Source organism: Streptomyces sp. NPDC003038 (assembly GCF_040611115.1).
GTDB lineage: Bacteria > Actinomycetota > Actinomycetes > Streptomycetales > Streptomycetaceae > Streptomyces.
This window is the reverse complement of record NZ_JBEXNN010000009.1, coordinates 156,775-182,283: the sequence shown is the minus strand read 5'-3', so window position 1 is coordinate 182,283 and position 25,509 is coordinate 156,775. Positions and strand designations below refer to the sequence as shown.

At 71.7% G+C, this 25,509-nt stretch carries 25 protein-coding genes; 10 read left to right on the top strand and 15 right to left on the bottom strand.

The genetic code is table 11. The features are described 5' to 3' along the window. Positions 1-82 precede the first annotated feature (82 nt). Together ABZX75_RS14700 and ABZX75_RS14695 are read right to left on the bottom strand one after the other, a co-directional pair. Positions 83-1,066 (bottom strand): hypothetical protein, encoded by a 984-nt coding sequence (locus ABZX75_RS14700; protein ID WP_355410522.1) that lies wholly within the window; start codon positions 1,064-1,066, stop codon positions 83-85. Positions 1,067-1,159: 93 nt separating this feature from the next. Then, complete coding sequence (locus tag ABZX75_RS14695; RefSeq protein ID WP_355410521.1) at positions 1,160-1,942, bottom strand: IclR family transcriptional regulator; 783 nt, start codon at positions 1,940-1,942, stop codon at positions 1,160-1,162. Positions 1,943-2,087: 145 nt separating this feature from the next. On the opposite strand from ABZX75_RS14695, the gene ABZX75_RS14690 reads away from it, so the two are divergent. The 4 genes from ABZX75_RS14690 (at position 2,088) to ABZX75_RS14675 (ending at position 5,612) form a co-directional block, all read left to right on the top strand. Beyond that, complete coding sequence (locus tag ABZX75_RS14690; RefSeq protein ID WP_355410520.1) at positions 2,088-3,626, top strand: aldehyde dehydrogenase (NADP(+)); 1,539 nt, start codon at positions 2,088-2,090, stop codon at positions 3,624-3,626. Between the two features lie 173 nt (positions 3,627-3,799). Continuing rightward, a complete protein-coding gene (locus tag ABZX75_RS14685) occupies positions 3,800-4,021 on the top strand; it encodes a hypothetical protein (protein ID WP_355410519.1) in 222 nt (73 codons plus the stop codon). 53 nt (positions 4,022-4,074) lie between these two features. Further along, on the top strand, positions 4,075-5,334 hold the full coding sequence (locus tag ABZX75_RS14680) for a TerD family protein (protein WP_355410518.1): 1,260 nt from the start codon (positions 4,075-4,077) through the stop codon (positions 5,332-5,334). A 101-nt stretch (positions 5,335-5,435) separates the two neighbouring features. Next, entirely contained in the window at positions 5,436-5,612 is a 177-nt protein-coding gene (locus tag ABZX75_RS14675) for a hypothetical protein (protein WP_355410517.1), read from the top strand. A gap of 108 nt (positions 5,613-5,720) precedes the next feature. On the opposite strand, the gene ABZX75_RS14670 is transcribed toward ABZX75_RS14675, so the two are convergent. Beyond that, a complete protein-coding gene (locus ABZX75_RS14670; protein ID WP_355410516.1) occupies positions 5,721-7,160 on the bottom strand; it encodes an alkaline phosphatase PhoX in 1,440 nt (479 codons plus the stop codon). A 240-nt stretch (positions 7,161-7,400) separates the two neighbouring features. Beyond that, positions 7,401-8,984, bottom strand: coding sequence for a hypothetical protein (locus ABZX75_RS14665; RefSeq protein WP_355410515.1), 1,584 nt, complete (start codon positions 8,982-8,984; stop codon positions 7,401-7,403). 260 nt (positions 8,985-9,244) lie between these two features. Between ABZX75_RS14665 and ABZX75_RS14660 the strand changes: the two genes are divergently transcribed. Together ABZX75_RS14660 and ABZX75_RS14655 are read left to right on the top strand one after the other, a co-directional pair. Beyond that, a complete protein-coding gene (locus ABZX75_RS14660) occupies positions 9,245-11,089 on the top strand; it encodes an endonuclease/exonuclease/phosphatase family protein (protein WP_355410514.1) in 1,845 nt (614 codons plus the stop codon). 226 nt (positions 11,090-11,315) lie between these two features. Continuing rightward, positions 11,316-11,570: a hypothetical protein gene (locus tag ABZX75_RS14655; protein WP_355410513.1), complete on the top strand. Its 255-nt coding sequence runs from the start codon at positions 11,316-11,318 to the stop codon at positions 11,568-11,570. A 91-nt stretch (positions 11,571-11,661) separates the two neighbouring features. Here ABZX75_RS14655 and dapD read toward each other — a convergent pair whose 3' ends face one another. The 9 genes from dapD to ABZX75_RS14610 form a co-directional block, all read right to left on the bottom strand. Further along, positions 11,662-12,642, bottom strand: coding sequence for a 2,3,4,5-tetrahydropyridine-2,6-dicarboxylate N-succinyltransferase (dapD, locus tag ABZX75_RS14650; protein WP_355410512.1), 981 nt, complete (start codon positions 12,640-12,642; stop codon positions 11,662-11,664). A gap of 226 nt (positions 12,643-12,868) precedes the next feature. Beyond that, complete coding sequence (locus tag ABZX75_RS14645) at positions 12,869-13,213, bottom strand: metal-sulfur cluster assembly factor (RefSeq protein WP_355410511.1); 345 nt, start codon at positions 13,211-13,213, stop codon at positions 12,869-12,871. Then, positions 13,210-13,671, bottom strand: a complete 462-nt coding sequence (gene sufU / locus ABZX75_RS14640) for a Fe-S cluster assembly sulfur transfer protein SufU (protein WP_355410510.1) — start codon at positions 13,669-13,671, stop codon at positions 13,210-13,212. The genes ABZX75_RS14645 and sufU overlap by 4 nt, the downstream gene beginning before the upstream one ends. Positions 13,672-13,714: 43 nt before the next feature. After that, the gene (locus ABZX75_RS14635; protein WP_355410509.1) at positions 13,715-14,971 is read right to left on the bottom strand and encodes a cysteine desulfurase; all 1,257 of its coding nucleotides are present in this window, start codon (positions 14,969-14,971) and stop codon (positions 13,715-13,717) included. Continuing rightward, on the bottom strand, positions 14,968-15,732 hold the full coding sequence (gene sufC / locus ABZX75_RS14630) for a Fe-S cluster assembly ATPase SufC (RefSeq protein ID WP_355410508.1): 765 nt from the start codon (positions 15,730-15,732) through the stop codon (positions 14,968-14,970). The genes ABZX75_RS14635 and sufC overlap by 4 nt, the downstream gene beginning before the upstream one ends. 7 nt (positions 15,733-15,739) lie before the next feature. After that, positions 15,740-16,057: a bifunctional 3-phenylpropionate/cinnamic acid dioxygenase ferredoxin subunit gene (locus ABZX75_RS14625; protein WP_215024077.1), complete on the bottom strand. Its 318-nt coding sequence runs from the start codon at positions 16,055-16,057 to the stop codon at positions 15,740-15,742. Further along, positions 16,057-17,235, bottom strand: a complete 1,179-nt coding sequence (gene sufD, locus ABZX75_RS14620; protein ID WP_355410507.1) for a Fe-S cluster assembly protein SufD — start codon at positions 17,233-17,235, stop codon at positions 16,057-16,059. The genes ABZX75_RS14625 and sufD overlap by 1 nt, the downstream gene beginning before the upstream one ends. A gap of 104 nt (positions 17,236-17,339) precedes the next feature. Next, the gene (sufB, locus tag ABZX75_RS14615; RefSeq protein ID WP_355410506.1) at positions 17,340-18,755 is read right to left on the bottom strand and encodes a Fe-S cluster assembly protein SufB; all 1,416 of its coding nucleotides are present in this window, start codon (positions 18,753-18,755) and stop codon (positions 17,340-17,342) included. Then, positions 18,752-19,513, bottom strand: coding sequence for an ArsR family transcriptional regulator (locus ABZX75_RS14610; protein WP_355410505.1), 762 nt, complete (start codon positions 19,511-19,513; stop codon positions 18,752-18,754). Before ABZX75_RS14610 ends, sufB begins: the two co-directional genes overlap by 4 nt. 344 nt (positions 19,514-19,857) lie before the next feature. Here ABZX75_RS14610 and ABZX75_RS14605 point away from each other — a divergent pair, with 344 nt between their 5' ends. The 4 genes from ABZX75_RS14605 to ABZX75_RS14590 all read left to right on the top strand — a co-directional run bounded on the left by ABZX75_RS14605 (position 19,858) and on the right by ABZX75_RS14590 (position 23,773). Further along, on the top strand, positions 19,858-20,784 hold the full coding sequence (locus ABZX75_RS14605; RefSeq protein WP_355410504.1) for an ABC transporter ATP-binding protein: 927 nt from the start codon (positions 19,858-19,860) through the stop codon (positions 20,782-20,784). After that, positions 20,781-21,563 (top strand): ABC transporter permease, encoded by a 783-nt coding sequence (locus ABZX75_RS14600; RefSeq protein WP_355410503.1) that lies wholly within the window; start codon positions 20,781-20,783, stop codon positions 21,561-21,563. The genes ABZX75_RS14605 and ABZX75_RS14600 overlap by 4 nt, the downstream gene beginning before the upstream one ends. 82 nt (positions 21,564-21,645) lie before the next feature. Further along, positions 21,646-22,779: a hypothetical protein gene (locus ABZX75_RS14595; protein WP_355410502.1), complete on the top strand. Its 1,134-nt coding sequence runs from the start codon at positions 21,646-21,648 to the stop codon at positions 22,777-22,779. A 4-nt stretch (positions 22,780-22,783) separates the two neighbouring features. After that, on the top strand, positions 22,784-23,773 hold the full coding sequence (locus tag ABZX75_RS14590; protein ID WP_355410501.1) for a COX15/CtaA family protein: 990 nt from the start codon (positions 22,784-22,786) through the stop codon (positions 23,771-23,773). Positions 23,774-23,857: 84 nt separating this feature from the next. Here ABZX75_RS14590 and ABZX75_RS14585 read toward each other — a convergent pair whose 3' ends face one another. Together ABZX75_RS14585 and ABZX75_RS14580 are read right to left on the bottom strand one after the other, a co-directional pair. Next, the gene (locus ABZX75_RS14585) at positions 23,858-24,985 is read right to left on the bottom strand and encodes an amidohydrolase family protein (protein WP_355410500.1); all 1,128 of its coding nucleotides are present in this window, start codon (positions 24,983-24,985) and stop codon (positions 23,858-23,860) included. Between the two features lie 133 nt (positions 24,986-25,118). Then, positions 25,119-25,487: a hypothetical protein gene (locus tag ABZX75_RS14580; protein ID WP_355410499.1), complete on the bottom strand. Its 369-nt coding sequence runs from the start codon at positions 25,485-25,487 to the stop codon at positions 25,119-25,121. Between the last annotated feature and the right edge of the window lie 22 nt (positions 25,488-25,509).

The window sequence follows — 25,509 nt, the reverse complement described above, 5'->3', positions numbered from 1 at the left end:
CACACCCGAGCCCCCGGTGCCCGCGCCATCCCCTGTCCCCCCACGGGCCCTCCCGCCACGGGCCGGCCCGCCCCGCCCCGCTTCACGCCGAGCGGCGGGCGGTCAGGAACCGGGTGAGGACGGCGGCCGAAAGCAACCCTGTGATCATCTGGCCAGCGTAGGGCAGGTACATGACCGCATGAGCCTCCTTCACCGTCTCCAACTCCCCGCCGGCGGAGGCGATCAGCATCCACAGCGCCCAGCTCACCGTCGCAGCCGACCCGGTCCAGGCGAGGGCCGCGGGCCACCACGCCCGGCGTGCCCCGCCCCGGGCCAGCAGCACCGCTCCCGCCCCGGCGGCCAGAGCGCACAACCCGTGAGCCGCGGACACCACGCCCGTCTCCGCCGACCACTGCTCCACCCGTGCCTCGGCCAGCCCCGCCGTCCCTCCGAAGGCCCAGTACAGGTACACCGCGCCCACGGCCGCGCCCGTCACCGCCGCGGCTGCCGCCATCACCCCCGTGGACGACGGCAGCCGCTCCCCCAGCACGCCCTGCCACCGCCGGCCCCAGCGCTCCCGCGCGTAGGGCACGAAGAGCCCGGCCAGGGCGAGTCCCTGCACGCTGAATCCCGCGTAGACGACATGGAAGACCCAGGGGTCCAAGAAGGGCTCCTGCCCGCTGCTTCCGGCCGGGTCGGCCCCGAAACCGAGCGCGCGTATGAGCAGTTGGCCGGAAAACCCGATGAGGATCGGGGTCAGCAGACCGGTGGCCACGAAGACGGGGACGGTCAGCAACCATGCCGGCACCCGTATGCCCCAGGGCGTGGTCAGCACCAGCACGAGCAGGATCACGCACGCGTCCATGGCCAGCGTCACGGCATTGGCCACGGTGTAGAACAGCCCGGGCTCGCTCAGCACACTCCCGGCCGGTATCCCGATCTGGCTACCGGCCAACCAGGCGGTCTTGAGCGCCAGGTAGGGCACGGTGGCGGCCACGGCCACCACCCGCAGGACGCGCCGCCCGGTCCCCGGCAAGGGGGCCGGCGGCCGCTGCGCGTACGTCGTGTCATCGGCTCGTGTGGTCATGACCCAACGGTCCCGTGCGCGCCGCCCCGCCACCTCCCCCTTGAAGGGGAACCGCCTCCCCCACCCGGGGGAGGAACCGCTGCGTCCGCCGCCTCACATGCGCCGCGTCACCACCGACAGCCGGTCCCGTGCCTCGAACAGCGCCGCCTTGATGAGGTGCTCGTGCTCCGCGGTCAGCCGGGCCACCGGCACCGAGCAGCTCACTGCGTCCCGTGCCGGCGTCCGGTACGGCACGGCCACCCCGAAGCAGCGCAGCCCGAGCGTGTTCTCCTCCCGGTCCAGCGCGTATCCCTGCTCCCGCACCAGCGCCAGCTCCTCGATGAGCCGCTCCCGGTCGGTGATGGTGTGCTGGGTGACCGCCTCCAGCCGCCGCGGCAGCAGGACGCGCACCTCTTCGTCCGTGTGCGTGGCCAGCAGCGCCTTGCCCAGCGCCGTCGAGTGGACGGGCAGCCGGCGTCCGACGCGGGTGAAGGGCCGCAGGTAGTGCTGGGACTGCCGGGTGGCCAGGTACACCACGCTCGTGCCGTCCATCCGGGCCAGGTGGATGGTCTCCGTCGTGTCGTCGGAGAGCCGGTCCAGGGTGGGCCGGGCCGCGGCGACCACCTCGTCCCCGTCGATGTACGAGCTGCCGACGAGCAGCGCCCGTACGCCGATGCCGTACCGCGTACCCGTCGCGTCCGTCTCCACCCACCCCAGGTTCACCAGCGTGCGCAGCAGCATGTACAGGCTGGACTTGGGCAGGGAGAGGTCGTTCTGAATGTCGGCCAGGCTGTGCAGTCCGGGCCGCGCCGCGAAGTGCTCCAGCAACTGGACGGTCCGGACCGCCGATTTGACCGGCGCCGCCACAACGGGGCTCCCCGAATCGGTCGTCGTCATACGGCACTTCCCCTCTGACATCCCCTGGCCGTCCCTGCCGCCTCTTGTCAGGCACAGGGCGCGGAAATAGAGTCCGCAGCAGATGTGATCATCCATCCACCGGAACGGCGTTCAGAATACTGAACGATCCAGGAGGCAGCGGGCCGTGACAGCGACACCAGTCTGGAGTGTGGACCCCCGCACCGGGAAGCAGCGTGAGCAGGTTGCGGCACAAGCCACACCCCGGGACGTGGACGAGGCCGTACGAGCGGCCCACGCCACCCGGGGCGCGCTGGCCGACGCCACCGCCCGCGCCGCCTTCCTGCGCACCGCCGCCCGGCTCCTCGACGAGGCCGCCGCCCAGGTCGTCGAGGCCGCCGACGCCGAGACCGCGCTGGGCCCCGGCCGGCTCACCGGCGAGCTCGCCCGCACCACCGGTCAGCTGCGGGCCTTCGCCCACGCCGTGGACGAGGGGGCCTGCCTCGACATCCGCATCGACCGCGCCGACCCCTCCCTCAGCCCTCCGCGCCCCGAGCTGCGCCGCTACAAGGTGCCGCTGGGCGTGGTCGCGGTCTACGCCGCCTCCAACTTCCCGCTCGCCTTCTCCGTCCCCGGCGGGGACACCGCGAGCGCACTGGCGGCCGGATGCCCGGTCGTCGTCAAGGCACATCCCGACCACCCGGCCACCTCCGAGCTGTGCGGCTCCCTGCTGCGGCGGGCCGCGGCGCTGGCCGGGCTCCCGGCCGAGGTGGTGGCCGTGGTCCACGGCTTCGACGCGGGGCTGGAGCTGGTCCGCCACCCGCTGGTGGCCGCCGCCGGATTCACCGGTTCCGTCCGGGGCGGGCGGGCCCTCTTCGACGCGGCCGCCGCCCGGCCGGTGCCCATCCCCTTCCACGGCGAGCTCGGCTCGCTCAACCCCGTCGTGGTCACCCCGGCCGCGGCCGCCGAGCGCGCGGAGGAGATCGGTACGGGCCTCGCGGGCTCGGTCACCCTCGGCGTCGGCCAGTTCTGCGTGAAGCCCGGCCTGGTCCTGGTGCCCGAGGGGCCGGAGGGCGACCGGCTCACCGACGCGCTCGCCAAGGCGCTCGGCGAGACCGGGCCGGGGGTGCTGCTCGACCACCGGATGCGGGAGAACTTCATCGCCGGGGTGCGCGAGCGGACCGAACTGCCCGGAGTCACCGCGCCCGTCAGTCCGGGCTCCGGCGGGGAGCACACCGTCGGCGCCGGCTTCCTGACCGTGGAGGCGCGCAGCCTGGTCGAGGGGACGGGCGGGGAGTACGACGTGCTGTTGGAGGAGTGCTTCGGCCCCGTCACCGTCGTCGTACGGTACGCCGGCCAGCGCGAGGCGGCCGCGGTGCTCGGGCGGCTCGCCGGGAACCTGAGCGCCACCCTCCAGTTGTCGGCCGCCGAGACGGAGGGGGCGCCGGGACCGGCCGCCGAGCTGATCGAGCAGGTCACGGGGCTCGCGGGCCGGATCGTGGTGAACGGCTGGCCGACCGGGGTCGCGGTGGCTCCGGCCCAGCACCACGGCGGCCCCTACCCCGCGGCCACCTCGCACTCCACCTCCGTCGGCGGGACCGCAGTCGAACGCTGGCTGCGGCCGGTGGTCTACCAGTCGGTGCCGGACGCTCTTCTTCCGGCGCAGCTGCGCGAGGCCAACCCGCTGGGGCTGCCGCGCCGCGTCACGGGACCCGAGGGGGGTTGAGGGGCTGCGGGGGGGGGCTGCTGCGGCGAGGCGGTGGCGGGCTCCCCGTGGCCTCGGGCGAAGGCCGCCGGTCGCCGTCGGGCCACGCCACCCGCGGGGCGGCGGCGCCGCGGTTGCCGGGATGCCGGTAAATCCGTTGCCCGCCCCGCCCGCGGCGGGGCAGGCTGCGCCTCATGCCGAAGCCGCACGGGTTCACGTACGAAATACGCGGCGACCATTGCGTCGTCATCACGCACCGCGGTCGCGAAGCGGGCACCCTGCGCGGGGGCCGCGCCGACAAGTTCCTGGCCGAGGTGGAATCCGGCGACGCGCAGCTCGTGATGGCCCGCTGGACCGGCGCCTACAAGTTCGGCAATGAGCGCGCCGCGAAGAACCACCCGCGCAATCGGCGCTGAAATATCCCGCGAGGGTAAGGGAACGGCAAAGCACCTCCGGTCGTTCTCCGGGCATGACCGCAATGACCCCTGGTTCCAATCTGCCGCTCAATACCGTCCGGGTGACGGTGGATGTGGCTGCTCCGGTGCGGCTCGACGTATCGGGACTCCTCCTCACGGCGGACGGCAAGGTGCGCTCCGACGCCGACTTCATCTTCTACAACCAGCCCTCCGGGCCCGGTGTCACCTACCGTTCCGGCGGCGGTTCCGCGCCGGACTCGATCTCCGTCGACACCAGCGCGGTGCCGCCGGGCATCGAGCGGATCGTCGTCACGGCCAGCCCCGACGCCGCCGGACAGACCTTCCAGGGCGTCGAGCCCACCGCCACCGTGCGGAATGCGGAGAGCGGCGCGGTGATCGCCGCCTTCACCCCGCCGCAGCTGGGCGGGGAGACCGCGCTCGTCGTCGTGGAGATCTACCAGCGGGGCGGCGTGTGGAAGGTCCGCGCGGTCGGCCAGGGGTACGCGAACGGCCTCGCCGGCATCGCCACCGACTTCGGCGTGACCGTGGAGGAGGAGCCGGCTCCGGCGGCCGCGGCGCCCGCCCCCGTGGCCCCGCCTGCGCCCCCGGCGCCGCCCGCCGCGCCGGCCTCCTACCCGGCCTCCCCCTGGCTCGGCGGTGCGACACCCACTCCGGCCGCGCCCGCCCCCGCGGCCCCCGCTCCCGCTCCCGCCGCGGCCGCCCCCCTCGGCGCCGGGAAGGTCAACCTCGACAAGGGCCGGGTCACCCTCCAGAAGAACCAGACCGTCTCCCTCGTCAAGGGAGGCCGCCCGCTGCTCTCCCAGGTCAAGATGGGCCTGGGCTGGGAGCCCGCGTACCGCGGCCGGGACATCGACCTCGACGCCTCCGTGATCGCGTACGGCCCCCAGCGCAACCACATCGACAGCTGCTACTTCGGCAAGCTGTCGATCCTCGGCGGCGCCGTCAAGCACTCGGGTGACAACCTCACCGGCGAGGGCGGCGGCGACGACGAGGTGATCGTCGTGGACCTGGGCCGGCTCCCCGCCGACGCCACCGGGCTGGTCTTCACGGTCAACTCCTTCTCCGGCCAGAAGTTCACCGAGGTCGCCAAGGCCTACTGCCGCCTGATCGACGCGGCGAGCGGCGAGGAGCTGGTGCGCTTCGACCTCACCAGCGCCGAGCCGCAGACCGGCGTGATGATGGCCAAGCTGATCAAGCAGTTCTCCGGGGAGTGGGAGATGACGGCCGTCGGCGAGTTTGTGAAGTCGCGCACAGTGCGCGGCATGGTCAAGCCGGCGGCGCAGGCACTCTGAGCCGGTGGGCGGGCACACGGCGCGACCCGGCGGCCGTGCGGGTGATGGATGCCACGCGTAATCCGGCGGTGGCTGTCAGTGTCCACCCGTAGCCTTGAGCTATGCACGAGACACTCGCACCCGTGGGTCCCGCCCGCCCGTCCGCCGCTGAGGCGAACGAGGCGATTCGGCACCTTGTGGAGACCCGGGTGGACGGCGAGTGGCCCTCGGAGGCGTATGAGTTCCTGCTCGCCGAATGGGCCGCGGCCTCCCACGCGGAGGTTTCCGCGGCCCCGTGACGCGACGGCCGGGCGCTGTCTGTGCGCCCGGCCGTCCGTATGCCGGCCGTCCGTGTGCCCGCCGTCCGTGCGTCGGCCGTCCGTGCGTCGGCTGTCGGTGCGCCGCCGTCAGTGCGCGCGCTGCCACGGCCCGGTGATGGCCAGCATGATGCCCGGATCCTGGATGCACGCGTACAGCGTGCGCCCGTCCGGGGAGAAGCAGACGCCGGCGAACTCGGAGTACTCGGGCTCCTCGGCCGACCCGATGTTCAGCTCGTTGCGCGCCAGCGGGTACGTGCGGCCCGACGCGGTCGCACCGAACAGGTGCTGCAGTCCCTCCCCGTCCTCGGCGAGGATCAGCCCGCCGTACGGCGACACGGTGATGTTGTCGGGGCCGTCGTGGCCGCCGCCCGCCGACGGGTCGTCGTTCACGCCGATCAGGACCGTGAGCCGCAGTGTGCGCCGCTTGGGGTCGTAGAACCACACCTGGCCGTCGTGCGCCGCGCCCGGGCTCTCCGCACGGGCGTAGGAGGAGACGAAGTACGCGCCGCCGTCGGCCCACCACATGCCCTCCAGTTTGCGCCCCCGCGTCACGGCCCCGGTCGCGAACTGCCTCCGCACCGGCACGGTCCGTGCGTCGCGGTCCGCCACGTCCACCCAGTCGACCCCGTAGACGGTGCCTATCCTCACGGCGCGCGAGAGGTCGTCGACGAACCGGCCGGAGCTGTCGAAGCACTTGGCGGCCTGGAGCACGCCGGCGTCGGCCGCGAGCTCGCGGAGCCGGCCGCGCCCGTGGCGGAAGCCGCCCGGCGGGGTCCACCGGTAGAGCAGCCCGTTGGGGCCGGAGGCGTCCTCGGTCAGGTAGGCGTGCCCCTGGCGCGGGTCGATGACCACGGCTTCGTGGTCGAAGCGCCCGAAGGCCTTGACGGGCTTCGGGTCGCGGTTGGCGCGGCGGTCGTGCGGGTCGACCTCGAAGACGTAGCCGTGGTCCTTGGTCATGCCGTTCGTGCCCGCCAGGTCGGTGTTCTCCTCGCAGGTCAGCCACGTGTCCCAGGGGGTGGTGCCGCCGGCGCAGTTGGTCGACGTACCCGCAATGCCCACCCATTCGGCGACCTCTCCGCCGCGCCGGACCTCCACGACCGTGCAGCCGCCGGCCGCGGCCGGGTCGTAGACGAGGCCCTCGGCGGGCGGGACAGGGTGGTCCCAGTTTTCGCGCCTACCCTTGAGCTCGTGGTTGTTGACGAGGAGGGTGACCCCGCGACGGCCCTCGAAGGCGGCCGTCCCGTCGTGCCGGGTGGGGGTGCTCTCGCCGGATTCGAGCTTCGTCACGCCGCTGTGGGTGATCACCCGGTAGGTGAATCCGGCCGGGAGGGCGAGCAGTCCGGCCGGGTCGGCCACGAGGGGACCGTAGCCGGGCTCGCAGGGCCGGCCGTGCTCGTCGCGCCGCGTCCCCTCATCGGCCGCCAGCGCCCCGGGCGCGGTGGCGAGGGCGCCGACCGTCCCGGTGAGCGCGACTCCCGCACCGGCGAGGACGGTGCGGGCGGTGAAGTCTCTGCGGCTGAGCGGCATCTGGTCTCCAGGGGTGGGGAGGTGGTGCGCCTGTCGTGCGGTCGTCGGCGCACACGCTCCCGCCCGCACGTGAACGGCGGCTGAATTACCCACGAAGGCGAACCGTCTCCTCGCCTGTGGCCGGAATGGCCAACTCCGGGTCGAGAAACGGCGAGTTCTCGACGTCCGGTGAGGCCTTTCGGCGCTCAGGGCTTGCGCACCACCGCTTGAGGACCGCTTCAGAACCGCTTCGCGACCGCTTCAGAACTGCCGGGAGCGCGCCTTGAACGCGGCCTTACGGGCCTCCTTCGCCGCCTTCCTGTCCGGGTGCAACCGCCCCATCGCCTCCAGGACGTACGCCGTCGACGGGTGCTCCACCCGCCACACCTGGTCGAAGAAACCCGAGTGATGTGCGGTCAGCGTCTCCATCAGGAGCGGCAGTTCGTCCGTCTCCCCGTCCGCGGCGAGCTGCGCCGCGATCGTGTCGACCGTCAGCCAGAACACCATCGCCCCGTCCGGCGCCGGTACGTCGGCCACGCCGCGCTCGGCCAGCCAGACCCGGGCGAGCCCGCCGAGCTGCGGGTCGTCCAGCACCGCGCGGACCGCCGGCTCGGCCTCCGGCCCGGCCGGTGCGAGGGCCTGCTGGCAGCGCAGTCGGCGCAAGGGCGCGCCCTCGTCGTCACCGCGGGCCGCCGCCAGCAGTTCGGCCACCGCGGCGGGCAGTTCCCGGCCGGCCAGCCACTGCTCGATCTCGGCCTGGGCCGCGCTCTCGGGGTAGAAGGAGACCCCGTCGAGCAGCGCGTCCGCGCCCTTGTCGGCGAGTTCGCCGACGGCGGGGGCCTGGACTCCGGCTTCCAGCATCCGGGCGCGGATTCCGTACAGGCCGAGCGGGGTCAGGCGGACGAGCCCGTAGCGGGAGACGTCCTCGTCGTCCAGAGAGCCGGAAGCGGAGCCGGAAGGAGATCCGGAGGCGGCTTCCGGTGCGGCCGAGTCCTCCACCTCCGCCAACAGTTCCTCATCGACGGGCCGGAATTCGACCAGCCCGATCGGCTCCAGCTGCCGGAACTGGTCGTCGAGGCGCATCATCGCGTCCGAGACCTGCTCCAGCACGGCGTCGGTCGGCTCGCCCATGTCGTCGGGTACGACCATGGACGCGGCGAGCACAGGCAGCGGAACCTGTCCGTCCGCCGTCCCGCCTTCGGCCACGGTGAGCAGGTAGAGATTGGCGAGGACCCCGTCGAGGAAGTCCGCCTCGCGGCGCGGGTTCCAGTCCAGCTGGTCGAAGTCGATCTCGCCGCCCGCGTCCAGCGCGTCGACGAGGCCGTCCAGATCGGGGACCGCCGCGTCGGCGAGGACCGTGTCCAGAGCGGCCAGCCACAGGTCGAGTACGTCGCCGGGCGCGCCGCTCGTCACCAGCGCCAGGTCCTCGCCGGGCAGGGCGGTGCCGAACCGTTCCTCGCCGCCGAGGTCCGCGCGCGCCGACGGGCGGCCACCACTTCCGTCGGCGCCCTCGCCGGCGCCCTCGCCGCTGCCTTCCCCTCTGCCCTCGGCGTCCTCCTCCGGCTCCGTCACATCGACCAGGCCGGTGTCCACGGCCACCCGCCAGGCCCGGCTCGCGTACATCGCCGCATCCTCGTCGGCAGCGTCGAGCCCGAGCACCGCGGCGGCCTCGGGCAGCTGGGCGGCGGCGAGTTCGCCGCCGACGTCCACGCGGGTGTCGGGTCCGGCCCAGCGGGCCAGCCGTACCGCGCGGGCGAACAGCGGGGCGACGAGGGCGTCGCGGGCCAGTTCCGCATCGGAGTGCAGCCGTACCGGCGGCAGCGTGGGGTGCGGCTCTGCGGACATGGGGCGGTTCTCCTCGCGGGCGCGGTGGGCCTGTCGGCACGGTGTTTCGGCGCCCCAGCGTAGACGCATTTCGGGCGCCCCCGGCGGGGCATCGGCTTTGGTTCATCCCACAGTCAGCTGCCGTCTCCCCTGGAGGCCTTGACAACTTCGCTCGTGACCCAGGAAATTGACGCGCGTAGATGTGTGGAGGCCGCCGCGGTTCCCGCAGATCACACCGCACCACCTCCGCTTCCCCCACCCACACACCGGAGTTCCTGCCCATGCGCTCCTCGCATCCCCGTTCCGCCGCCGTCGCGGCCCTCGTCGCCACCGCGCTGGCCACCGGCCTGCTCGCGGGCTCCGCCGGCGCGGCCGAAGGCGACGCCGTGTCCGCCGATCCGATACGCATTCACGACATTCAGGGCACCACCCGGATATCCCCGCTCAACGGCAAGCAGGTGGCCGGCGTCGAGGGCATCGTGACGGGCGTGCGTACGTACGGCTCGCGCGGCTTCTGGATCCAGGACCAGGACGCCGACGACAACGCCGCCACCAGCGAAGGCGTCTTCGTCTTCACCGGCTCGGTCCCGACCGTCGCCGTGGGCGACGCCGTGAAGGTGTCGGGCACGGTCGGCGAGTACGTCCCCGGCGGCGTCAACTCCGGCAACCAGTCGGCGACCCAGATCTCCAAGCCGGTCGTCACCGTCGTCTCCTCGGGCAACGCACTGCCCGAGGCCGCCGCCATCAACGAGTACTCCGTGCCCGCCGAGTACGCCCCGGCCGGCGACCCGGCCGCCGGCGGCAGCATCAAGGGCCTGGCGCTGGACCCCTCGCGCTACGCGCTGGACTTCTACGAGTCCCTCGAGGGCATGAACGTCGCCATCGGCACGTCGCGCGTGGTCGGCGCCACCGACCCGTACGCGGAGCTGTGGGTCACCGTGAAGGGCTGGGAGAACGCCACCAAGCGCGGTGGCACGGTCTACGGCTCCTACGAGTCCCAGAACACCGGCCGGCTCCAGATCCAGCAGCTCGCGCCCCTCGCGCAGCAGCCCTTCCCGGTGGCCAACGTCGGCGACAAGCTGACCGGCACCACCGAGGGCCCGCTGGACTTCAACCAGTTCGGCGGCTACACGCTCGTGGCCCGCACCCTCGGCACCGTCAAGGCGGGCACCCTCGCCCCCGAGAAGACCAAGGCCCAGGGCGCGCACGAGCTCGCGGTGGCCACGTACAACGTCGAGAACCTCGACCCGACCGACCCGCAGACGAAGTTCGACGCGCTGGCGAAGGCGGTCGTCGAGAACCTGGCCTCGCCCGACATCCTGGCCCTGGAGGAGATCCAGGACGACAACGGCAAGAAGAACGATGGCACCGTCTCGGCCGGGCAGACGCTGACGAGGTTCACGACGGCGATCGCCGCGGCGGGCGGCCCGGCGTACCAGTGGCGGACCGTCGACCCGGAGAACAACAAGGACGGCGGCGAGCCGGGCGGCAACATCCGCCAGGTGTTCCTCTTCAACCCGGAGCGGGCCTCCTTCACCGAGCGCGCCCTCGGCGACGCGACGACGGCGACCGGAGTGGTCCGGGAGCAGGGCAAGGCCGCCCTGACCCACTCCCCCGGCCGCATCGACCCCGCGAACCCGGCGTGGGCCGACAGCCGCAAGCCGCTGGCCGGCGAGTTCGTCTTCCGCGGCAAGACCGTCTTCGTCATCGCCAACCACTTCGGTTCCAAGGGCGGCGACGAGGGCCTGACCTCGCACCACCAGCCGCCGGTGCGCTCCTCAGAGGCCAAGCGGCTGCTGCAGGCGCAGGCCGTGAACGGCTTCGTCAAGGAGATCCTCGCGGCGGAGAAGAACGCGAACGTCCTCGTCCTCGGTGACATCAACGACTTCGAGTTCTCGGCGACGACGAACGCGCTGACGGACGGCGGGGCGCTGTACCCGGCGGTCAAGTCGCTGCCGAAGTCGGAGCGGTACTCGTACGTCTACCAGGGCAATTCGCAGGTACTGGACCAGATCCTGACCAGCCCGGCCATCAAGCACTTCACCTACGACAGCGTGCACATCAACGCGGAGTTCGCGGACCAGAACAGCGACCACGACCCGCAGGTGCTGCGCTTCCGCCCGTAACCGGCACACCCCTCTGAGCCAGAGGGCCCGGCCGCCGTCCCGGCCGGGCCCTCTGCCACACCTTCTGCGTGATCTTGTACCGCCACCCGTCAGGCCTCAAGGTGGGGACTTTCGGCCCTGGCGTGACGCTCGACACATCTCGGCCGAATCGACCGGGATGTGGTGTTGAGTGTCTGCACGCCCGATCTTGCGCCGCCTCGTGCCGCCCGCTCTCCCTGGAGGCCCGGTGTTCCCCTCCATCTCCCTCGCCCAGGAAATCGGCCTCGCCGTCCTGCTCGTGGCCGCCCTCGTCTGGGTGGCCGGCCTCGGCCACATGCTGTGGGACAGCCGCTTCCACCACCCGGAGCCAGCCGCGTTCGAAGGCCTGTCGTCGATCCCGGCCCAGCGCGGCCCGGCGGCGCACCCGCTGGAGTCGGTGGAACTGACCGAGGCGGAACAGCAGGCCTTCGCCGGCCTGATCCGCACGATCCCGCTGCGCTGACCCGGCCGCCCGCGACGCGTCAGGACGCGCACAACGCCCTCCCACCCCGGCCGGGGTGGGAGGGCGTTGTGACAGCCACGGACCCGCAGGGTCAGTTGTGGCTGTGGAGGATCTCGTTGAGGCCGCCCCAGACCGCGTTGTTCGGGCGGGCCTCGACGGCGCCGGTGACCGAGTTGCGGCGGAAGAGGATGTTGCTGGCGCCCGAGAGCTCCAGGGCCTTCACGATCTGGCCGTCCGGGAGGGTGACGCGGGTGCCCGCGGTCACGTACAGGCCGGCCTCGACGATGCACTCGTCGCCCAGCGCGATGCCGACGCCCGCCTCGGCGCCGACGAGCGTGCGCTCGCCGATCGAGATGATCTGCTTGCCGCCGCCCGAGAGGGTGCCCATGGTGGACGCGCCGCCGCCGATGTCGGAGCCGTCGCCGACCACGACGCCCGCGGAGATCCGGCCCTCGACCATGGAGGTGCCGAGGGTGCCGGCGTTGAAGTTGACGAAGCCCTCGTGCATCACGGTGGTGCCCTCGGCGAGGTGCGCGCCGAGGCGGACGCGGTCCGCGTCGGCGATGCGCACGCCCTTGGGGGCGACGTAGTCCGTCATCCGGGGGAACTTGTCGATCGAGGTGACCTGGAGGTGCAGGCCCTCGGCGCGCGCGTTGAGGCGGACGGTCTCGACCTGGTCGACCGCGACCGGGCCGAGCGAGGTCCAGGCGACGTTGGCCAGCAGGCCGAAGACGCCGTCGAGGTTCTGGCCGTGCGGCTTGACCAGGCGGTGGCTGAGCAGGTGCAGGCGCAGGTACGCGTCGTGCGCGTCCAGCGGCTTGTCCTCCAGGGAGGAGATGATCGTGCGGACGGCTACGACCTCGACGCCGCGCACCGCGTCCGAGCGGATGGCCTTCGGCGCGGTCGCGCCGAGCAGCTCCACGGCCTGCTCGGCGGTGAGGCGCTCGGTGCCGGCCGGGCCGGGCTCGGCGACCAGCCGGGGGGCGGGGAACCAGGTGTCGAGGACGGTGCCGTCGGCGGCGATGGTGGCAAGTCCGGCGGCGACGGCGCCGGTGGTACGCGTAGCAGTCATGCCTGAAACCTAACCGGCGACGGCCCGCGGTTGCGAACCGGTCTCATGTGCCGGTCGCCGAGCCCCCGGCTCCGCCCCGTCACCCAGGGTTCGATGCCCGGCCCGAAGACCGCCCTCCCCCCCGTCCGCCAAGGCCGGGTCGGCATGGGCGACAGGCACCGGAAGACGGCCGGACAGCAGGGAAGGCCCCCGGCGCAAGCGCCGGAGGCCTTCCCTCACGCACATCTCAGACGTTGAAGCCGAGGGCGCGCAGCTGCTCGCGGCCATCGTCCGTGATCTTGTCCGGACCCCACGGGGGCATCCAGACCCAGTTGATGCGAAGTTCGTTGACGATGCCGTCCGTCGCCGACTTCGCCTGGTCCTCGATGACGTCCGTCAGCGGGCAGGCCGCAGAGGTGAGCGTCATGTCGAGGGTCGCGATGTTCGCGTCGTCGATGTGGATGCCGTAGATCAGGCCCAGGTTGACGACGTCGATGCCCAGCTCGGGGTCGACCACGTCGTAGAGGGCCTCGCGGACCTCTTCCTCGGTGGCCGGCTTGATCGACGCCTCGGGCGTCGCGTTGTCGGTCATGCCGTCTTCCTCTCCGCGTCGCCCAGCACCTGGGCGGTCGCGTCCTTCCAGGCCATCCAACTCAGCAGAGCACACTTCACGCGCGCGGGATACTTGGAGACACCGGCGAACGCGACCGCGTCCTCCAGCACCTCCTCCATCGCCTCGTCGGGCTCCAGCTTGCCCTTGGACTGCATCAGCTCCAGGAAAACGCTCTGGATCTTCTGCGCCTCGGCCAGCTTCTTGCCCACGAGCAGCTCGTTCAGTACGGACGCGCTGGCCTGGCTGATGGAGCAGCCCTGGCCCTCGTACGAGACATCGGTGAGCGTCTCGCCGTCGTACTTCACGCGGAGCGTGATCTCGTCGCCGCACGTCGGATTGACATGGTGCACCTCGGCGTCGCCGTCGCGCAGGCCACGCCCGTGCGGGTGCTTGTAGTGGTCCAGGATCAGTTCCTGGTACATCGAATCCAGCTTCACAGCGTCCTCTTCGCCCTCGTCGTCCTCTTCGCCGTCGGCATCCTCAGCCGAAGAAGTTCCGTACGTGCTCCAGCCCGTCGACCAGTGCGTCGACCTCGGCGGGAGAGGAGTACAGATAGAAAGACGCTCGCGTCGTCGCCGGAATTCCGTACCGCAGGCAGACCGGGCGGGCGCAGTGGTGTCCCACGCGGACGGCGATGCCCTGCTCGTCCAGCACCTGGCCGACGTCGTGCGGGTGAATGTCCCCGAGGACGAAGGAGATCGCGGCGCCGCGGTCCTCGGCCGTCATCGGGCCGATGATCCGCAGGTCGGGCACCTCCAGGAGGCGCTTGACCGCGTACTCGGTGATCGCGTGCTCGTGCGCGGCGATCTTGTCCATGCCGATCGCGGTCAGGTAGTCCACGGCCGCGCCGAGGCCGACGGCCTGGGCGATCGGGGGCGTGCCCGCCTCGAACTTGTGCGGCGCCGGGGCGTACGTCGAGGCGTGCATCGACACCGTCTCGATCATCTCGCCGCCGCCGAGGAACGGAGGCAGGTCCTCCAGCAGCTCCTGGCGGCCCCAGAGCACGCCGATACCGGTCGGGCCGCACATCTTGTGGCCGGTGAAGGCCACGAAGTCGGCGCCGAGCGCCTGGACGTCCAGCGGCATGTGCGGAGCGGCCTGCGAGGCGTCGATCAGCACCAGGGCGCCGACGTCCTGCGCGCGGCGGACGATCGCCTCGACCGGGTTGACCGTGCCCATGATGTTGGAGACCAGCGTGAAGGAGACGATCTTCGTCTTCTCCGTGATGACCTCTTCGATGTTGGACAGGTCGAGCCGGCCGTCGTCGGTGAGGCCGAACCACTTCAGCTTCGCACCGGTGCGCTGCGAGAGCAGCTGCCACGGCACGATGTTGGAGTGGTGCTCCATCTCCGTGATGGCGATCTCGGTGTCGCGGTCGACCCGGTAGGGCTCGTCCGCCCAGCCGAGCATGTTCGCGACCAGGTTGAGCGACTCCGAGGCGTTCTTGGTGAAGATCACCTCGTTGCGGCTCGGCGCGTTGATGAACGCGGCGACCTTGTCGCGAGCGCCCTCGTACAGCGCCGTGGCCTCCTCGGCGAGCACGTGCACGCCGCGGTGGACGTTGGCGTTGTGCTGCTCGTAGTACTCGTTCAGCGCGTCGAGCACCTGGCGCGGCTTCTGCGAAGTCGCCGCGTTGTCCAGGTAAACGATCTTCTTCCCGTCGTGGACCACACGATCCAGCAGGGGGAAGTCCTTGCGGATCGCCTCGGTGTCGAGGAGGCCGGGCAGCTGAGTCACGCGGTCGCGCCACCCTTCACATACTTGTCGTAACCCTCGGCTTCCAGCTGGTCGGCGAGCTCGGCGCCACCGGACTCGGCGATACGGCCGTTCGCGAACACGTGAACGAAGTCGGGCTTGATGTAGCGCAGGATGCGCGTGTAGTGCGTGATCAGCAGGGTGCCGACCTCACCGGACTCGCGGACCCGGTTGACGCCCTCCGAGACGACGCGCAGCGCGTCGACGTCCAGGCCGGAGTCGGTCTCGTCGAGGATCGCGATCTTCGGCTTCAGAAGCTCCAGCTGCAGGATCTCGTGGCGCTTCTTCTCACCGCCGGAGAAGCCCTCGTTGACGTTGCGCTCGGCGAAGGCCGGGTCCATCTGGAGCTGCTCCATGGCGGACTTGACCTCCTTCACCCAGGTACGCAGCTTCGGCGCCTCGCCGCGGATGGCGGTGGCCGACGTACGCAGGAAGTTGGACACCGAGACGCCGGGGACCTCGACCGGGTACTGCATGGCGAGGAACAGGCCGGCGCGGGCGCGCTCGTCTACGGACATCTCCAGGACGTCTTCGCCGTCGAGGGTCACGGTGCCACCGGTGATGGTGTACTTCGGGTGACCGGCGAGCGAGTACGCGAGGGTGGACTTGCCGGAGCCGTTCGGACCCATGATGGCGTGCGTCTCACCCTGCTTGACGGTGAGGTCGACGCCCTTGAGGATCTCGCGGGCCCCGTTCTCGGCCTCGACGGTGACGTGCAGGTCGTGGATTTCAAGCGTTGCCATGGATACCTCAGGACTCCTGGGTGAGGGAGACGAGCACGTCGTCCCCTTCGATCTTTACGGGGTATACGGGTACGGGGCGCGTCGCGGGCAGACCCGACGGCTTGCCGGTGCGCAGGTCGAAGCTCGACCCGTGCAGCCAGCACTCGATCATGCAGTCCTCGACCTCACCCTCCGAGAGCGAGACGTTCGCGTGCGAGCAGATGTCGTTGATCGCGAACACCTCCCCCTCGGCGCGGACGATGGACACCGGCGTACCGTCGAGTTCCACCCGCTTGGGGGTGTTCTCCTCCAGCTCGCTCAGCGCACAGGCCTTGACGTAATTCATCAGACGGACGCCTGCAGCTCGGTCTCGATCCTCGTGAGCAGACGCTCCTCGATGTCCGGGACACCGATCTGCTGGACGAGCTCCGCGAAGAAGCCGCGCACGACCAGACGGCGGGCCTCGTCGGCCGGGATGCCGCGGGCCTGGAGGTAGAAGAGCTGCTCGTCGTCGAAGCGTCCGGTCGCGGAGGCGTGACCGGCTCCGACGATCTCGCCGGTCTCGATCTCCAGGTTCGGCACCGAGTCGACCCGCGCACCGTCCGTGAGGACGAGGTTGCGGTTCATCTCGTAGGTGTCGGTGCCCTCGGCGGTCTTCTCGATGAGGACGTCACCGATCCAGACCGCGTGGGCGTCCTGGCCCTGGAGCGCGCCCTTGTAGACCACGTGCGACTTGCAGTGCGGAGCACTGTGGTCGACCAGCAGGCGGTGCTCCTGGTGCTGGCCGGCGTCCGTGAAGTACAGGCCGAAGAGCTCGGCCTCGCCGCCGGGGCCGGCGTAGGTGACGCGCGGGTGCAGCCGTACGAGGTCGCCGCCGAAGGTGACCACGATCGACTTGAAGCTGGCGTCGCGGCCGATCAGGGCGTTGTGCTGGGAGACGTGCACGGCGGCGTCGTCCCAGTCCTGCACGGACACGACGGTGAGCTTGGCGCCGTCGCCGACGAGGAAGTCGACGTTGGCGGCGCGCACGCCGTCACCGGTGTGGTCGATGACGATGACGACCTCGGCGAAGGCCTTCACGTCGAAGACGGTGTGGCCGAAGGTGGTGCCGCCCTCGCCGTGCAGCGTGACGCGCACCGGCTCGGTCAGGACGGCTTCCTCGGGCACGGTCACGACCGTGGCCTTGGCGAAGGACGAGAACGCCTGGGCGGCGACCCGGTCCACCGGGGTGCCGGCCTTGCCGATGCGCGCGTCGCCGCGCTCCACCGACTCGACCGTGACGTTCTCGGGCGCGTCGATCTGGGCCTTCATGGTGCCGTTGGCGACCGCGGTGCCGTCGTGGAGACCACGCAGGCGTGCCAGCGGGGTGAAGCGCCACTCTTCCTCGCGGCCGTGGGGCACGGGGAAGTCCGCCACGTCGAAGGACGGGGGGGCGCTCATCCGGGTGGCGACGGTGGACTCGGCGGCCACCGCGATCGCGCCGGCGGTGGTCGAACCCGCCGGAATGTTCTGAGCCTCAGCCATGGCTGTCGTGTTGCTCACTCTCTTTTACGGACACTGCCTACGTCGTTGCGATCCTCGGTCCGCGGGGGACACGGACCGCGGAGCTGGTGGTGGGACGGCCGGGACTAACCGACCGAGCCCTCCATCTGCAGCTCGATCAGCCGGTTCAGCTCCAGCGCGTACTCCATCGGCAGCTCGCGCGCGATCGGCTCGACGAAGCCGCGCACGATCATGGCCATGGCCTCGAACTCGGTCAGGCCGCGGCTCATGAGGTAGAAGAGCTGGTCGTCGGAGACCTTGGAGACGGTCGCCTCGTGGCCCATGGACACGTCGTCCTCGCGGACGTCCACGTAGGGGTACGTGTCCGAGCGGGAGATCGTGTCGACCAGGAGCGCGTCACACAGCACGTTGGACTTCGAGCCGTGCGCGCCCTCGCCGATCTCGACCAGGCCTCGGTACGAGGTACGGCCGCCGCCTCGCGCCACCGACTTCGAGACGATGTTCGAGGAGGTGTTCGGCGCCATGTGGACCATCTTGGAGCCGGCGTCCTGGTGCTGGCCCTCGCCCGCGAAGGCGATGGACAGGGTCTCGCCCTTGGCGTGCTCGCCCATCAGGTAAACGGCCGGGTACTTCATGGTGACCTTGGAACCGATGTTGCCGTCAACCCACTCCATGGTCGCGCCCTCGTACGCCACGGCGCGCTTGGTGACCAGGTTGTAGACGTTGTTCGACCAGTTCTGGATGGTCGTGTAGCGGCAGCGGCCGCCCTTCTTCACGATGATCTCCACCACGGCGCTGTGCAGCGAGTCCGAGGAGTAGATCGGGGCGGTGCAGCCCTCGACGTAGTGGACGTACGCGTCCTCGTCGACGATGATCAGCGTCCGCTCGAACTGGCCCATGTTCTCCGTGTTGATACGGAAGTAGGCCTGGAGCGGGATGTCGACCTTGACGCCCTTGGGGACGTAGATGAACGAGCCGCCGGACCACACCGCGGTGTTCAGCGAGGCGAACTTGTTGTCGCCGACCGGGATGACCGTGCCGAAGTACTCCTGGAAGAGCTCCGGGTGCTCCTTGAGCGCGGTGTCCGTGTCGAGGAAGATGACGCCCTGCTCCTCCAGGTCCTCGCGGATCTGGTGGTAGACGACCTCGGACTCGTACTGGGCCGCGACACCGGCGACGAGGCGCTGCTTCTCCGCCTCGGGGATGCCGAGCTTGTCGTACGTGTTCTTGATGTCCTCCGGCAGGTCCTCCCACGAAGCGGCCTGCTTCTCGGTGGAGCGCACGAAGTACTTGATGTTGTCGAAGTCGATGCCCGAGAGGTCGGAACCCCAGTTGGGCATGGGCTTGCGGTCGAAGAGCTTGAGCCCCTTGAGACGGAGGTTCAGCATCCACTCCGGCTCGGACTTCTTCGCCGAGATGTCGCGGACGACTTCCTCGGACAGACCCCGCTTGGCAGCGGCGCCGGCCGCGTCGGAGTCGGCCCAGCCGTATTCGTAGGTGCCCAGGCCATCGAGCTCAGGGTGAGCAGTCTCCGTGGTCATGCGGGGTTCCTCCCGGCCGTACTTGCAGATACTGATGAGTCGGTCTGTGCTGCGCTCGCGCTTCGCGGAATGAACGTCGTGCACACTCCGTCGCCGTGGGCGATCGTGGCGAGGCGCTGCACATGCGTCCCGAGCAGACGGGAGAAGACCTCGGTCTCCGCCTCGCAGAGCTGCGGGAACTGCTCGGCCACGTGGGCGACCGGACAGTGGTGCTGGCAGAGCTGTTCACCGCTGTGCGGACCGGGAGCGCTCTTCGCCGTAGCAGCGTACCCGTCCGCGGTCAACGCCTGGGCAAGGGCCTTGGTGCGCTCCTCCGGGGCGGCCGCATCTACGGCTTCCCGGTAGGTCCGCGCCTGTGCTTCCATCCGCGCCCTCGCGAAGGCGGCGACGGCCGCCTCACCCTGCTCCCCGCCGCCGACGGACTGCGCGATCCAGCGCAGGGCATCCGCCGCGAGCGTGTCGTAGGACTGGTCGAAGGCGTCGCGGCCGCAGTCGGTGAGCGCGAAGACCTTGGCGGGCCGGCCCCGGGTGCGCGCGCCGTACACGCGCTGCTCACGGGGTGCGACCACGTCGTCGGCGACGAGCGTGTCGAGGTGGCGGCGGACGGCGGCCTGGGTCAGGCCCAGGCGTGCGGCGAGGTCGGCGACGGTGGACGGACCGTGGTCCAGGATGGACCGCGCGACCCGGTTGCGGGTTGACCGCTCTCCGGTCGCGAGCTCCCCCTGGGGGGTCTCGATCTGCCGTTCGCTGTATTTCACAACGCCATTGTTGCGTAAATAACCGAGCCCCGACAAGCCGTGACCGACGCCACCCCGGGTGGCCTCCATCACTAAGGGTTACCTTAGTTATCGACGCAGAGTTACATGGAGGGAGACGTTCCGCATTCGCGCCGAGCGTCCCCGCTGACCCGGCCGACGGCCCCCACCTGCGAAGCTCAGCCCGCGCGGCGCCGCGGCACGGTGGACGTCGGCTTCCGGAAAAGATCACTGAAACCGGCTGAGCCACCCGGGGCCCACCGGCTGAAAAGAGCTGTATTCGGCCTCCCTGAGCCCTCTGACCCGGGGACCCGGACCCCTTCCCCGGCTCCGTAGACTCAACACTCATGAGCAACGACCCCGCCGTGGAGATCCGCGGACTGGTGAAGCGGTACGGCCCCAAGACCGCGGTGGACGGCCTGGACCTCACCGTCCGCAAGGGCTCGGTCACCGCGGTCCTCGGTCCCAACGGCGCGGGCAAGACGACCACGGTGGAGTCCTGCGAGGGCTACCGCCGCCCGGACGCCGGCACCGTCCGCGTCCTCGGCCTCGACCCCGTCGCCCAGGCCGCGGCCCTGCGCCCCCGCATAGGCGTGATGCTCCAGTCCGGAGGCGTCTACTCCGGAGCCCGCGCCGTCGAGATGCTGCGCCACATGGCCAAGCTGTACGCCGACCCGCTCGACGTGGACACCCTGGTGGAACGCCTCGGCCTCGGCGGCTGCGGCCGCACCCCCTACCGCCGGCTCTCCGGCGGCCAGCAGCAGCGCCTGGCCCTCGCCATGGCCGTGGTCGGCCGCCCCGAACTCGTCTTCCTGGACGAGCCGACCGCCGGCCTGGACCCCCAAGCCCGCCGCGCGACCTGGGACCTCGTACGGGAACTGCGCGCCGACGGGGTCTGCGTCGTCCTCACCACCCACCACATGGACGAGGCCGAGCAGCTCTCGGACGAGGTCGCCATCGTGGACGCGGGCCGGGTCATCGCCCACGGCAGCCCCGAGCAGCTGTGCCGGGGCGGCGCCGAGAACACCCTGCGCTTCACCGGCCGCCCCTCCCTCGACCTCGCCTCGCTGCTGAAGGCGCTTCCCGACGGCACCCAGGCCGCCGAGCTCAACCCCGGCGTCTACCGGGTCACCGGCGACGTCCACCCGCAGCTGCTGGCCACCGTCGCCTCCTGGTGCGCGCAGCACGGCGTGATGCCGGACAGCCTCTCCGTGGAGCGGCACACCCTGGAGGACGTCTTCCTCGAACTGACTGGCAAGGAGCTGCGCGCATGAGCGCCGGTACGTTCACCCCCAGCCCGGGGGCGGCTCCCGTCTCCCGCATGATCCTCGCGCAGACGGCACTGGAGACCCGGATGCTGCTGCGCAACGGCGAGCAGCTGCTGCTGACCGTGATCATCCCCGCGCTGCTCCTGGTCCTGTTCTCGGCCGTCGACGTGGTCACCGTGCCCGTGCGCGAGGGCGGCACCGGGAAGTCCGTGGACTTCCTCGCGCCCGGCATCCTGGCCCTCGCCGTGATGTCCACCGCCTTCACCGGCCAGGCCATCGCCACCGGCTTCGACCGCCGCTACGGGGTCCTCAAGCGGCTCGCGGCCTCCCCGCTGCCACGCTGGGCGCTGATGGCCGCCAAGACCCTGTCGGTGCTGGTCACCGAGGTACTGCAGATCGCGCTGCTGACGGTGATCGCCTTCGCGCTGGGCTGGTCCCCGCAGGGTGACCCGCTGTCCGTGGCCGCGCTGATCCTCTTGGGCACCGCCGCGTTCTCCGGACTGGGGCTGCTGATGGCGGGCACGCTCAAGGCCGAGATGACCCTGGCCGCCGCCAATCTGGTGTTCCTGCTGCTGCTGGTCGGCGGCGGGGTGATCGTGCCGCTGGAGAAGTTCCCGGGCGCGGTGCAGTCCGTACTCGCCCTGCTGCCCATCACGGCCCTGTCGGACGGGCTGCGCGAGGTGCTCCAGCACGGGGGCTCCCTGCCCTGGGGGGACGCGGCTCTGCTCGCGGGCTGGGCGGTGCTCGGCCTGGGCGCCGCCGCGCGGCTCTTCCGCTGGGAGTGAGGCCTTTCGCCCCGGTCCGCCTTCCCGCGACTATGGACGCCTTCACCGATGAGTGCGCGGACCACGACGCCGGGGGGCGGAGATGGCGGAGCGAGAATCCGTTCTACGGCTGGACGGCCGATGGGCACGGGTCCGGGCCGGGGCCGTACCCGCGGAGCCGCAGGAGCGCGAGCGGCTGCTGGACGAGCTGATCGGCGCCCTGCGCACCCGCCCGGACGACCCCGAGTGCATCGCCCTGCTGGGGCTGCGCCTGGCGGACCGGGCCGCCCTGCGCTTCACCGGGGGCGACCGCGCGGGCGCGCTCGCCACGATCGAGGAGGGGCTGCGCAGCGCCGAGCGCGCGGCGCCGTACTCCCCCGAGTACGCCCGCTGGTACGCCCGCGGGCTGATCAACCACGGGGTGTGGCTCGCTTGGCCGCTGAGCGACGGGGCCCGACTGCCCCGGCACCCGCTGGGGCACACCGCCACCGGGGGCCCCAGCGCCATCGAGCGGGCCGCCGGCGAGCGCGCCCGGGATCTGACCCGGACCGCGGTCGAGGTGTGGAGGGGACTGGACCAGCGGGATCCGGTCAACCGGCGGGGTCTCGCGCAGGCGAAGGTGTTCCTCGGGGACCGGTTGGCGGAGCTGGGTTTCGCCGAGGACGCGGTGGCGTGGGCGGTGGACGCGGAGTCGGACTTCCGGCACCTCCTGCTCGCGGACCCCGGATCCGAGGCGGCCGCGGAGGCCGGGGAAGCCATCGACCACATCGACCGTCAGCTGGAACTGCGCCTGCGCTTCCTGGCCATGGACTCCTTGGCCGGCCTGCGCGCCGAGGGCCTGCTGCCCGAACGGCTGCTGCCCCGGGCCGTGGTGGCCGCCCGGATCCAGGGGGTGGCGGAGCCGGAGATCGCTGCCCGGCTGCACCTCGGCGAGGAGCAGGTGCGCACGATGCTGGAGGTCACGCCCTGGCGCGCGGTGTGGCGCGTCGAGGTGCGCGGCCCTGACGGACTGTGGAACGTACTGGAACATCCCTGGTACAGCGCGACAGACGTCAGAAACAGGACGGCCGAGGATGTAGGGGAGGAATTGGTACGGGGGTTCCTGGGCTCGGCGGACTGCCCGGGCGAGGGCGTCCCTTGGCGCATCCACCTGTGGTGGCACGAGGAAGGCGACCCCGCCGGGGCCCGGTTCCGCCGGGTCGTCGGCCCCGACGCCGCACCGCCCACCCCCTCGTGAAACTTTGCACAAGGCTCGGCATACGATAGTGGCCGTGTTGAACCCCCTCGCTTACATCGCCAGCCGCTGGACTCCGTCACCCCGGACCGTCCGGCGGGCCGCGTTCGCCGCGCTCCTCATGAGCGTGGCCATCGTCGTCACCGGCGGCGCGGTGCGGCTGACCGGATCCGGTCTCGGCTGCGACACCTGGCCCAAGTGCACCGACGACAGCCTGTTCGCGACGCCGGCTCAGGGCTTCCACGGCGCCATCGAGTTCGGCAACCGGATGCTGACGTACGTGCTCTCCGCGGCCGTCGGCTGGGCCATCATCGCGGCGCGCTCGGCCAAGCCGTGGCGCCACTCGCTCACCCGGCTCGGCTGGATCCAGTTCGTCATCGTGATGTCCAACGCCGTACTCGGCGGCATCACCGTCAAGACGGGGCTCAACCCGTACAGCGTGGCCGGGCACTTCCTGCTCGCCACCGCCCTGATCGCGGTCACCACCCTCACCTGGCAGCGCACCCGCGAGGGCGACGGCGTCCCGCGGCCGCGCGTGCCCGGCCCCGTGCGCAAGCTGTCGTGGGCACTGATCGCGACCACCTTCGTACTGATCGCGGCGGGCACCGTCGTCACCGGTTCCGGCCCGCACGCGGGAGACAGCAGTGAGATCGAGCGGATGCCGGTCGACTGGTCCTCCGTCGCCCACGTCCACGCCGTCGCCGCCTGGGTGGTGTGCGCTCTCGCCGTCGCGATGTGGCTGGTGCTGCGGGTGGTCGACGCCCCCGCCGACACCCGGGCCCGCGCCCGGGACCTGCTGATCGTGCTGCTGGCGCAGGGCGGCATCGGCTACGTGCAGTTCTTCACCGAGCTGCCCGAGCTCCTCGTCGCCGCCCACATGCTCGGCTCCTGCCTGGTGTGGATCGCGGTGCTCCGCGTCGCGCTGAGCCTGCGCGAGCGGCCGGCGGCGAAGGCGGAGGTCCCGGCCCAGGGCGACCCGCAGCTCTCGGCCGTCTGACGGATCGGATCGGGTCTGATCGGGTCCGTCTGATCTGGTCTGACCGGGTCGGGTCGACGGCACGGGCATCCGGCGCCCCCGCGCTCAGACCCGTTCGTCCAGCCGGTAGACGCGGCGGGCATTGCCCGCCGCGACCATCGCGGCCACCCGCTCCGCGTCCCGCCAGGACCAGGCCCCCTCGCCGACCCAGCCCCCCAGCACCCGGCTCAGCGCCTCCCGGAACACCAGGGCGCCCACCGCGTGGAGTTCCGGCAGCTGCCGTCCGCCGCTGGAGTACAGCAGCTTCCCGAAGGGCGCCCGTTCCAGCAGCTCGGCCAGGACCACCGCGGCCCGGCCCCCGGCCTGCCCGAGGGCCGCGCCGACATCGGCGTGGACGTGCGGGAAGGCCGACGCGAGCTCCGCGGCGTGCCGGTGGTACGGATACCCGCCGAGCAGGACCAGCTGGGTGCCCAGGCCGGCGGTGGCCCGTACGAAGTCCGTCAGCAGCGCGGGATCGGTCCGGTCCGGGCACTCCCCCGGCTCCCCGGTGCCCGTGCCCGTGTGCAGCTGGAGCGGCAGCCCGGACGCCACCGCGCTCCACAGCAGATGCCGCAGGAGTACGGGGTCCCGTACGGCCGTGCCCTTGGAGCGCCGCGCCAGCCACCGCCCGGCCGCCCCGCGTACCTCGCCGGGGCCGGGCGGACCGGGTGCGAGGGCCAGCGTGGCGGCGTATCCCGGGCGGGAGCCGCAGGTGAAGGCCGCGGCGCCGGCGGCGGCGTGGTGGACGGCCCCGGAGAGGTTGGCGAGGAAGGCGGCCACCGTCCCGGAGGTGTCGGCGACCTGCTCGGCCAGGAGTTCCAGCCGGACGACCTCGAAGGCCTCGGCGTCCCCCGCGAGCGCCAGCTCCTTGGGCCCGGCGAGGTCGCCGGGCGCTCCGGTGTCGACCAGGTAGGCGGCGACTCCCGACCCCCGCAGCAGGCGCCGCCCGGCTTCGACGGCCCCCAGCTCGCGGCGCCGGGCCAGGTAGCGGGCGGGCGCGCAGTGCGGCTCCAGCCCGAGCAGCGGCGGGCACCAGCGGCGCACCGCGAAACCGGTCTGGGTGTCGAAGAAGGTGGTGCCGGCGGCGGGCGGGCCCGCCGAGCGGACCAGCTGGGCCTCGAAGGTGCCGAGGCCCAGCTCGGTACGGAGCACTCCGTGGCAGTACTGGTCCACCAGGGGCGGCGTTTCGATCATCCGGGCATCCCGTTGCGGACGTGAGGAAGGGGCTTCCACACGTCCTAACGGGTGAGCGGGGTGCGAGGTGTTGCTCGCGCTGTTGACCGAGGGGGCACTGCGGGGTTCCTCGCGGGGGGAGTCCGGGGGAGGATCAGGCGGCCCGGTTCGCCGGGCCGCCGAGCTGGATGCCCGCCATGCGGGTCCACTCGTACGGGCCGGTGCGCACCCGGGCGGCCAGCTCTCCGTCGAACTCCTCGTGGAGGGTGAGCGAGGCCTTCTCGGCGGCCAGCCGGGCGATGGCGTGGGTCGGGGCCACCAGGTCGCCCCAGCCGCCGTCCTTGCCCACGAGCACGATCCGCGTACCGGCCTGGCCGAGGTGGGCGAGCTGGCCGTCGGCGCCACCGTGCTCCGCGGCGAAGGCGGTGATCTGCCGGGCGAGCCTCGCCGCCTTGCGGTCCTGCTTCTTGGCCGCCGTGCCGGCGGTCTCTGCGCTGTCTGCGCGATCTGCGGTGTCTGCCATATACGACATGCTACCGGCGGGT

Bases quoted from the DNA above. Each gene is read 5' to 3' on its own strand.
- ABZX75_RS14600 (WP_355410503.1), top strand. From the start codon at position 20,781: ATGAGCGCCGGTACGTTCACCCCCAGCCCGGGGGCGGCTCCCGTCTCC.
- ABZX75_RS14680 (WP_355410518.1), top strand. From the start codon at position 4,075: ATGACCGCAATGACCCCTGGTTCCAATCTGCCGCTCAATACCGTCCGG.
- dapD (WP_355410512.1), bottom strand. From the start codon at position 12,642: ATGACTGCTACGCGTACCACCGGCGCCGTCGCCGCCGGACTTGCCACC.
- ABZX75_RS14580 (WP_355410499.1), bottom strand. From the start codon at position 25,487: ATGGCAGACACCGCAGATCGCGCAGACAGCGCAGAGACCGCCGGCACG.
- ABZX75_RS14660 (WP_355410514.1), top strand. From the start codon at position 9,245: ATGCGCTCCTCGCATCCCCGTTCCGCCGCCGTCGCGGCCCTCGTCGCC.
- ABZX75_RS14595 (WP_355410502.1), top strand. From the start codon at position 21,646: ATGGCGGAGCGAGAATCCGTTCTACGGCTGGACGGCCGATGGGCACGG.
- ABZX75_RS14605 (WP_355410504.1), top strand. From the start codon at position 19,858: ATGAGCAACGACCCCGCCGTGGAGATCCGCGGACTGGTGAAGCGGTAC.
- sufC (WP_355410508.1), bottom strand. From the start codon at position 15,732: ATGGCAACGCTTGAAATCCACGACCTGCACGTCACCGTCGAGGCCGAG.
- ABZX75_RS14665 (WP_355410515.1), bottom strand. From the start codon at position 8,984: ATGTCCGCAGAGCCGCACCCCACGCTGCCGCCGGTACGGCTGCACTCC.
- sufB (WP_355410506.1), bottom strand. From the start codon at position 18,755: ATGACCACGGAGACTGCTCACCCTGAGCTCGATGGCCTGGGCACCTAC.
- ABZX75_RS14670 (WP_355410516.1), bottom strand. From the start codon at position 7,160: ATGCCGCTCAGCCGCAGAGACTTCACCGCCCGCACCGTCCTCGCCGGT.
- ABZX75_RS14700 (WP_355410522.1), bottom strand. From the start codon at position 1,066: ATGACCACACGAGCCGATGACACGACGTACGCGCAGCGGCCGCCGGCC.
- sufD (WP_355410507.1), bottom strand. From the start codon at position 17,235: ATGGCTGAGGCTCAGAACATTCCGGCGGGTTCGACCACCGCCGGCGCG.
- ABZX75_RS14685 (WP_355410519.1), top strand. From the start codon at position 3,800: ATGCCGAAGCCGCACGGGTTCACGTACGAAATACGCGGCGACCATTGC.
- ABZX75_RS14695 (WP_355410521.1), bottom strand. From the start codon at position 1,942: ATGACGACGACCGATTCGGGGAGCCCCGTTGTGGCGGCGCCGGTCAAA.
- ABZX75_RS14645 (WP_355410511.1), bottom strand. From the start codon at position 13,213: ATGACCGACAACGCGACGCCCGAGGCGTCGATCAAGCCGGCCACCGAG.
- ABZX75_RS14675 (WP_355410517.1), top strand. From the start codon at position 5,436: ATGCACGAGACACTCGCACCCGTGGGTCCCGCCCGCCCGTCCGCCGCT.
- ABZX75_RS14585 (WP_355410500.1), bottom strand. From the start codon at position 24,985: ATGATCGAAACGCCGCCCCTGGTGGACCAGTACTGCCACGGAGTGCTC.
- ABZX75_RS14625 (WP_215024077.1), bottom strand. From the start codon at position 16,057: ATGAATTACGTCAAGGCCTGTGCGCTGAGCGAGCTGGAGGAGAACACC.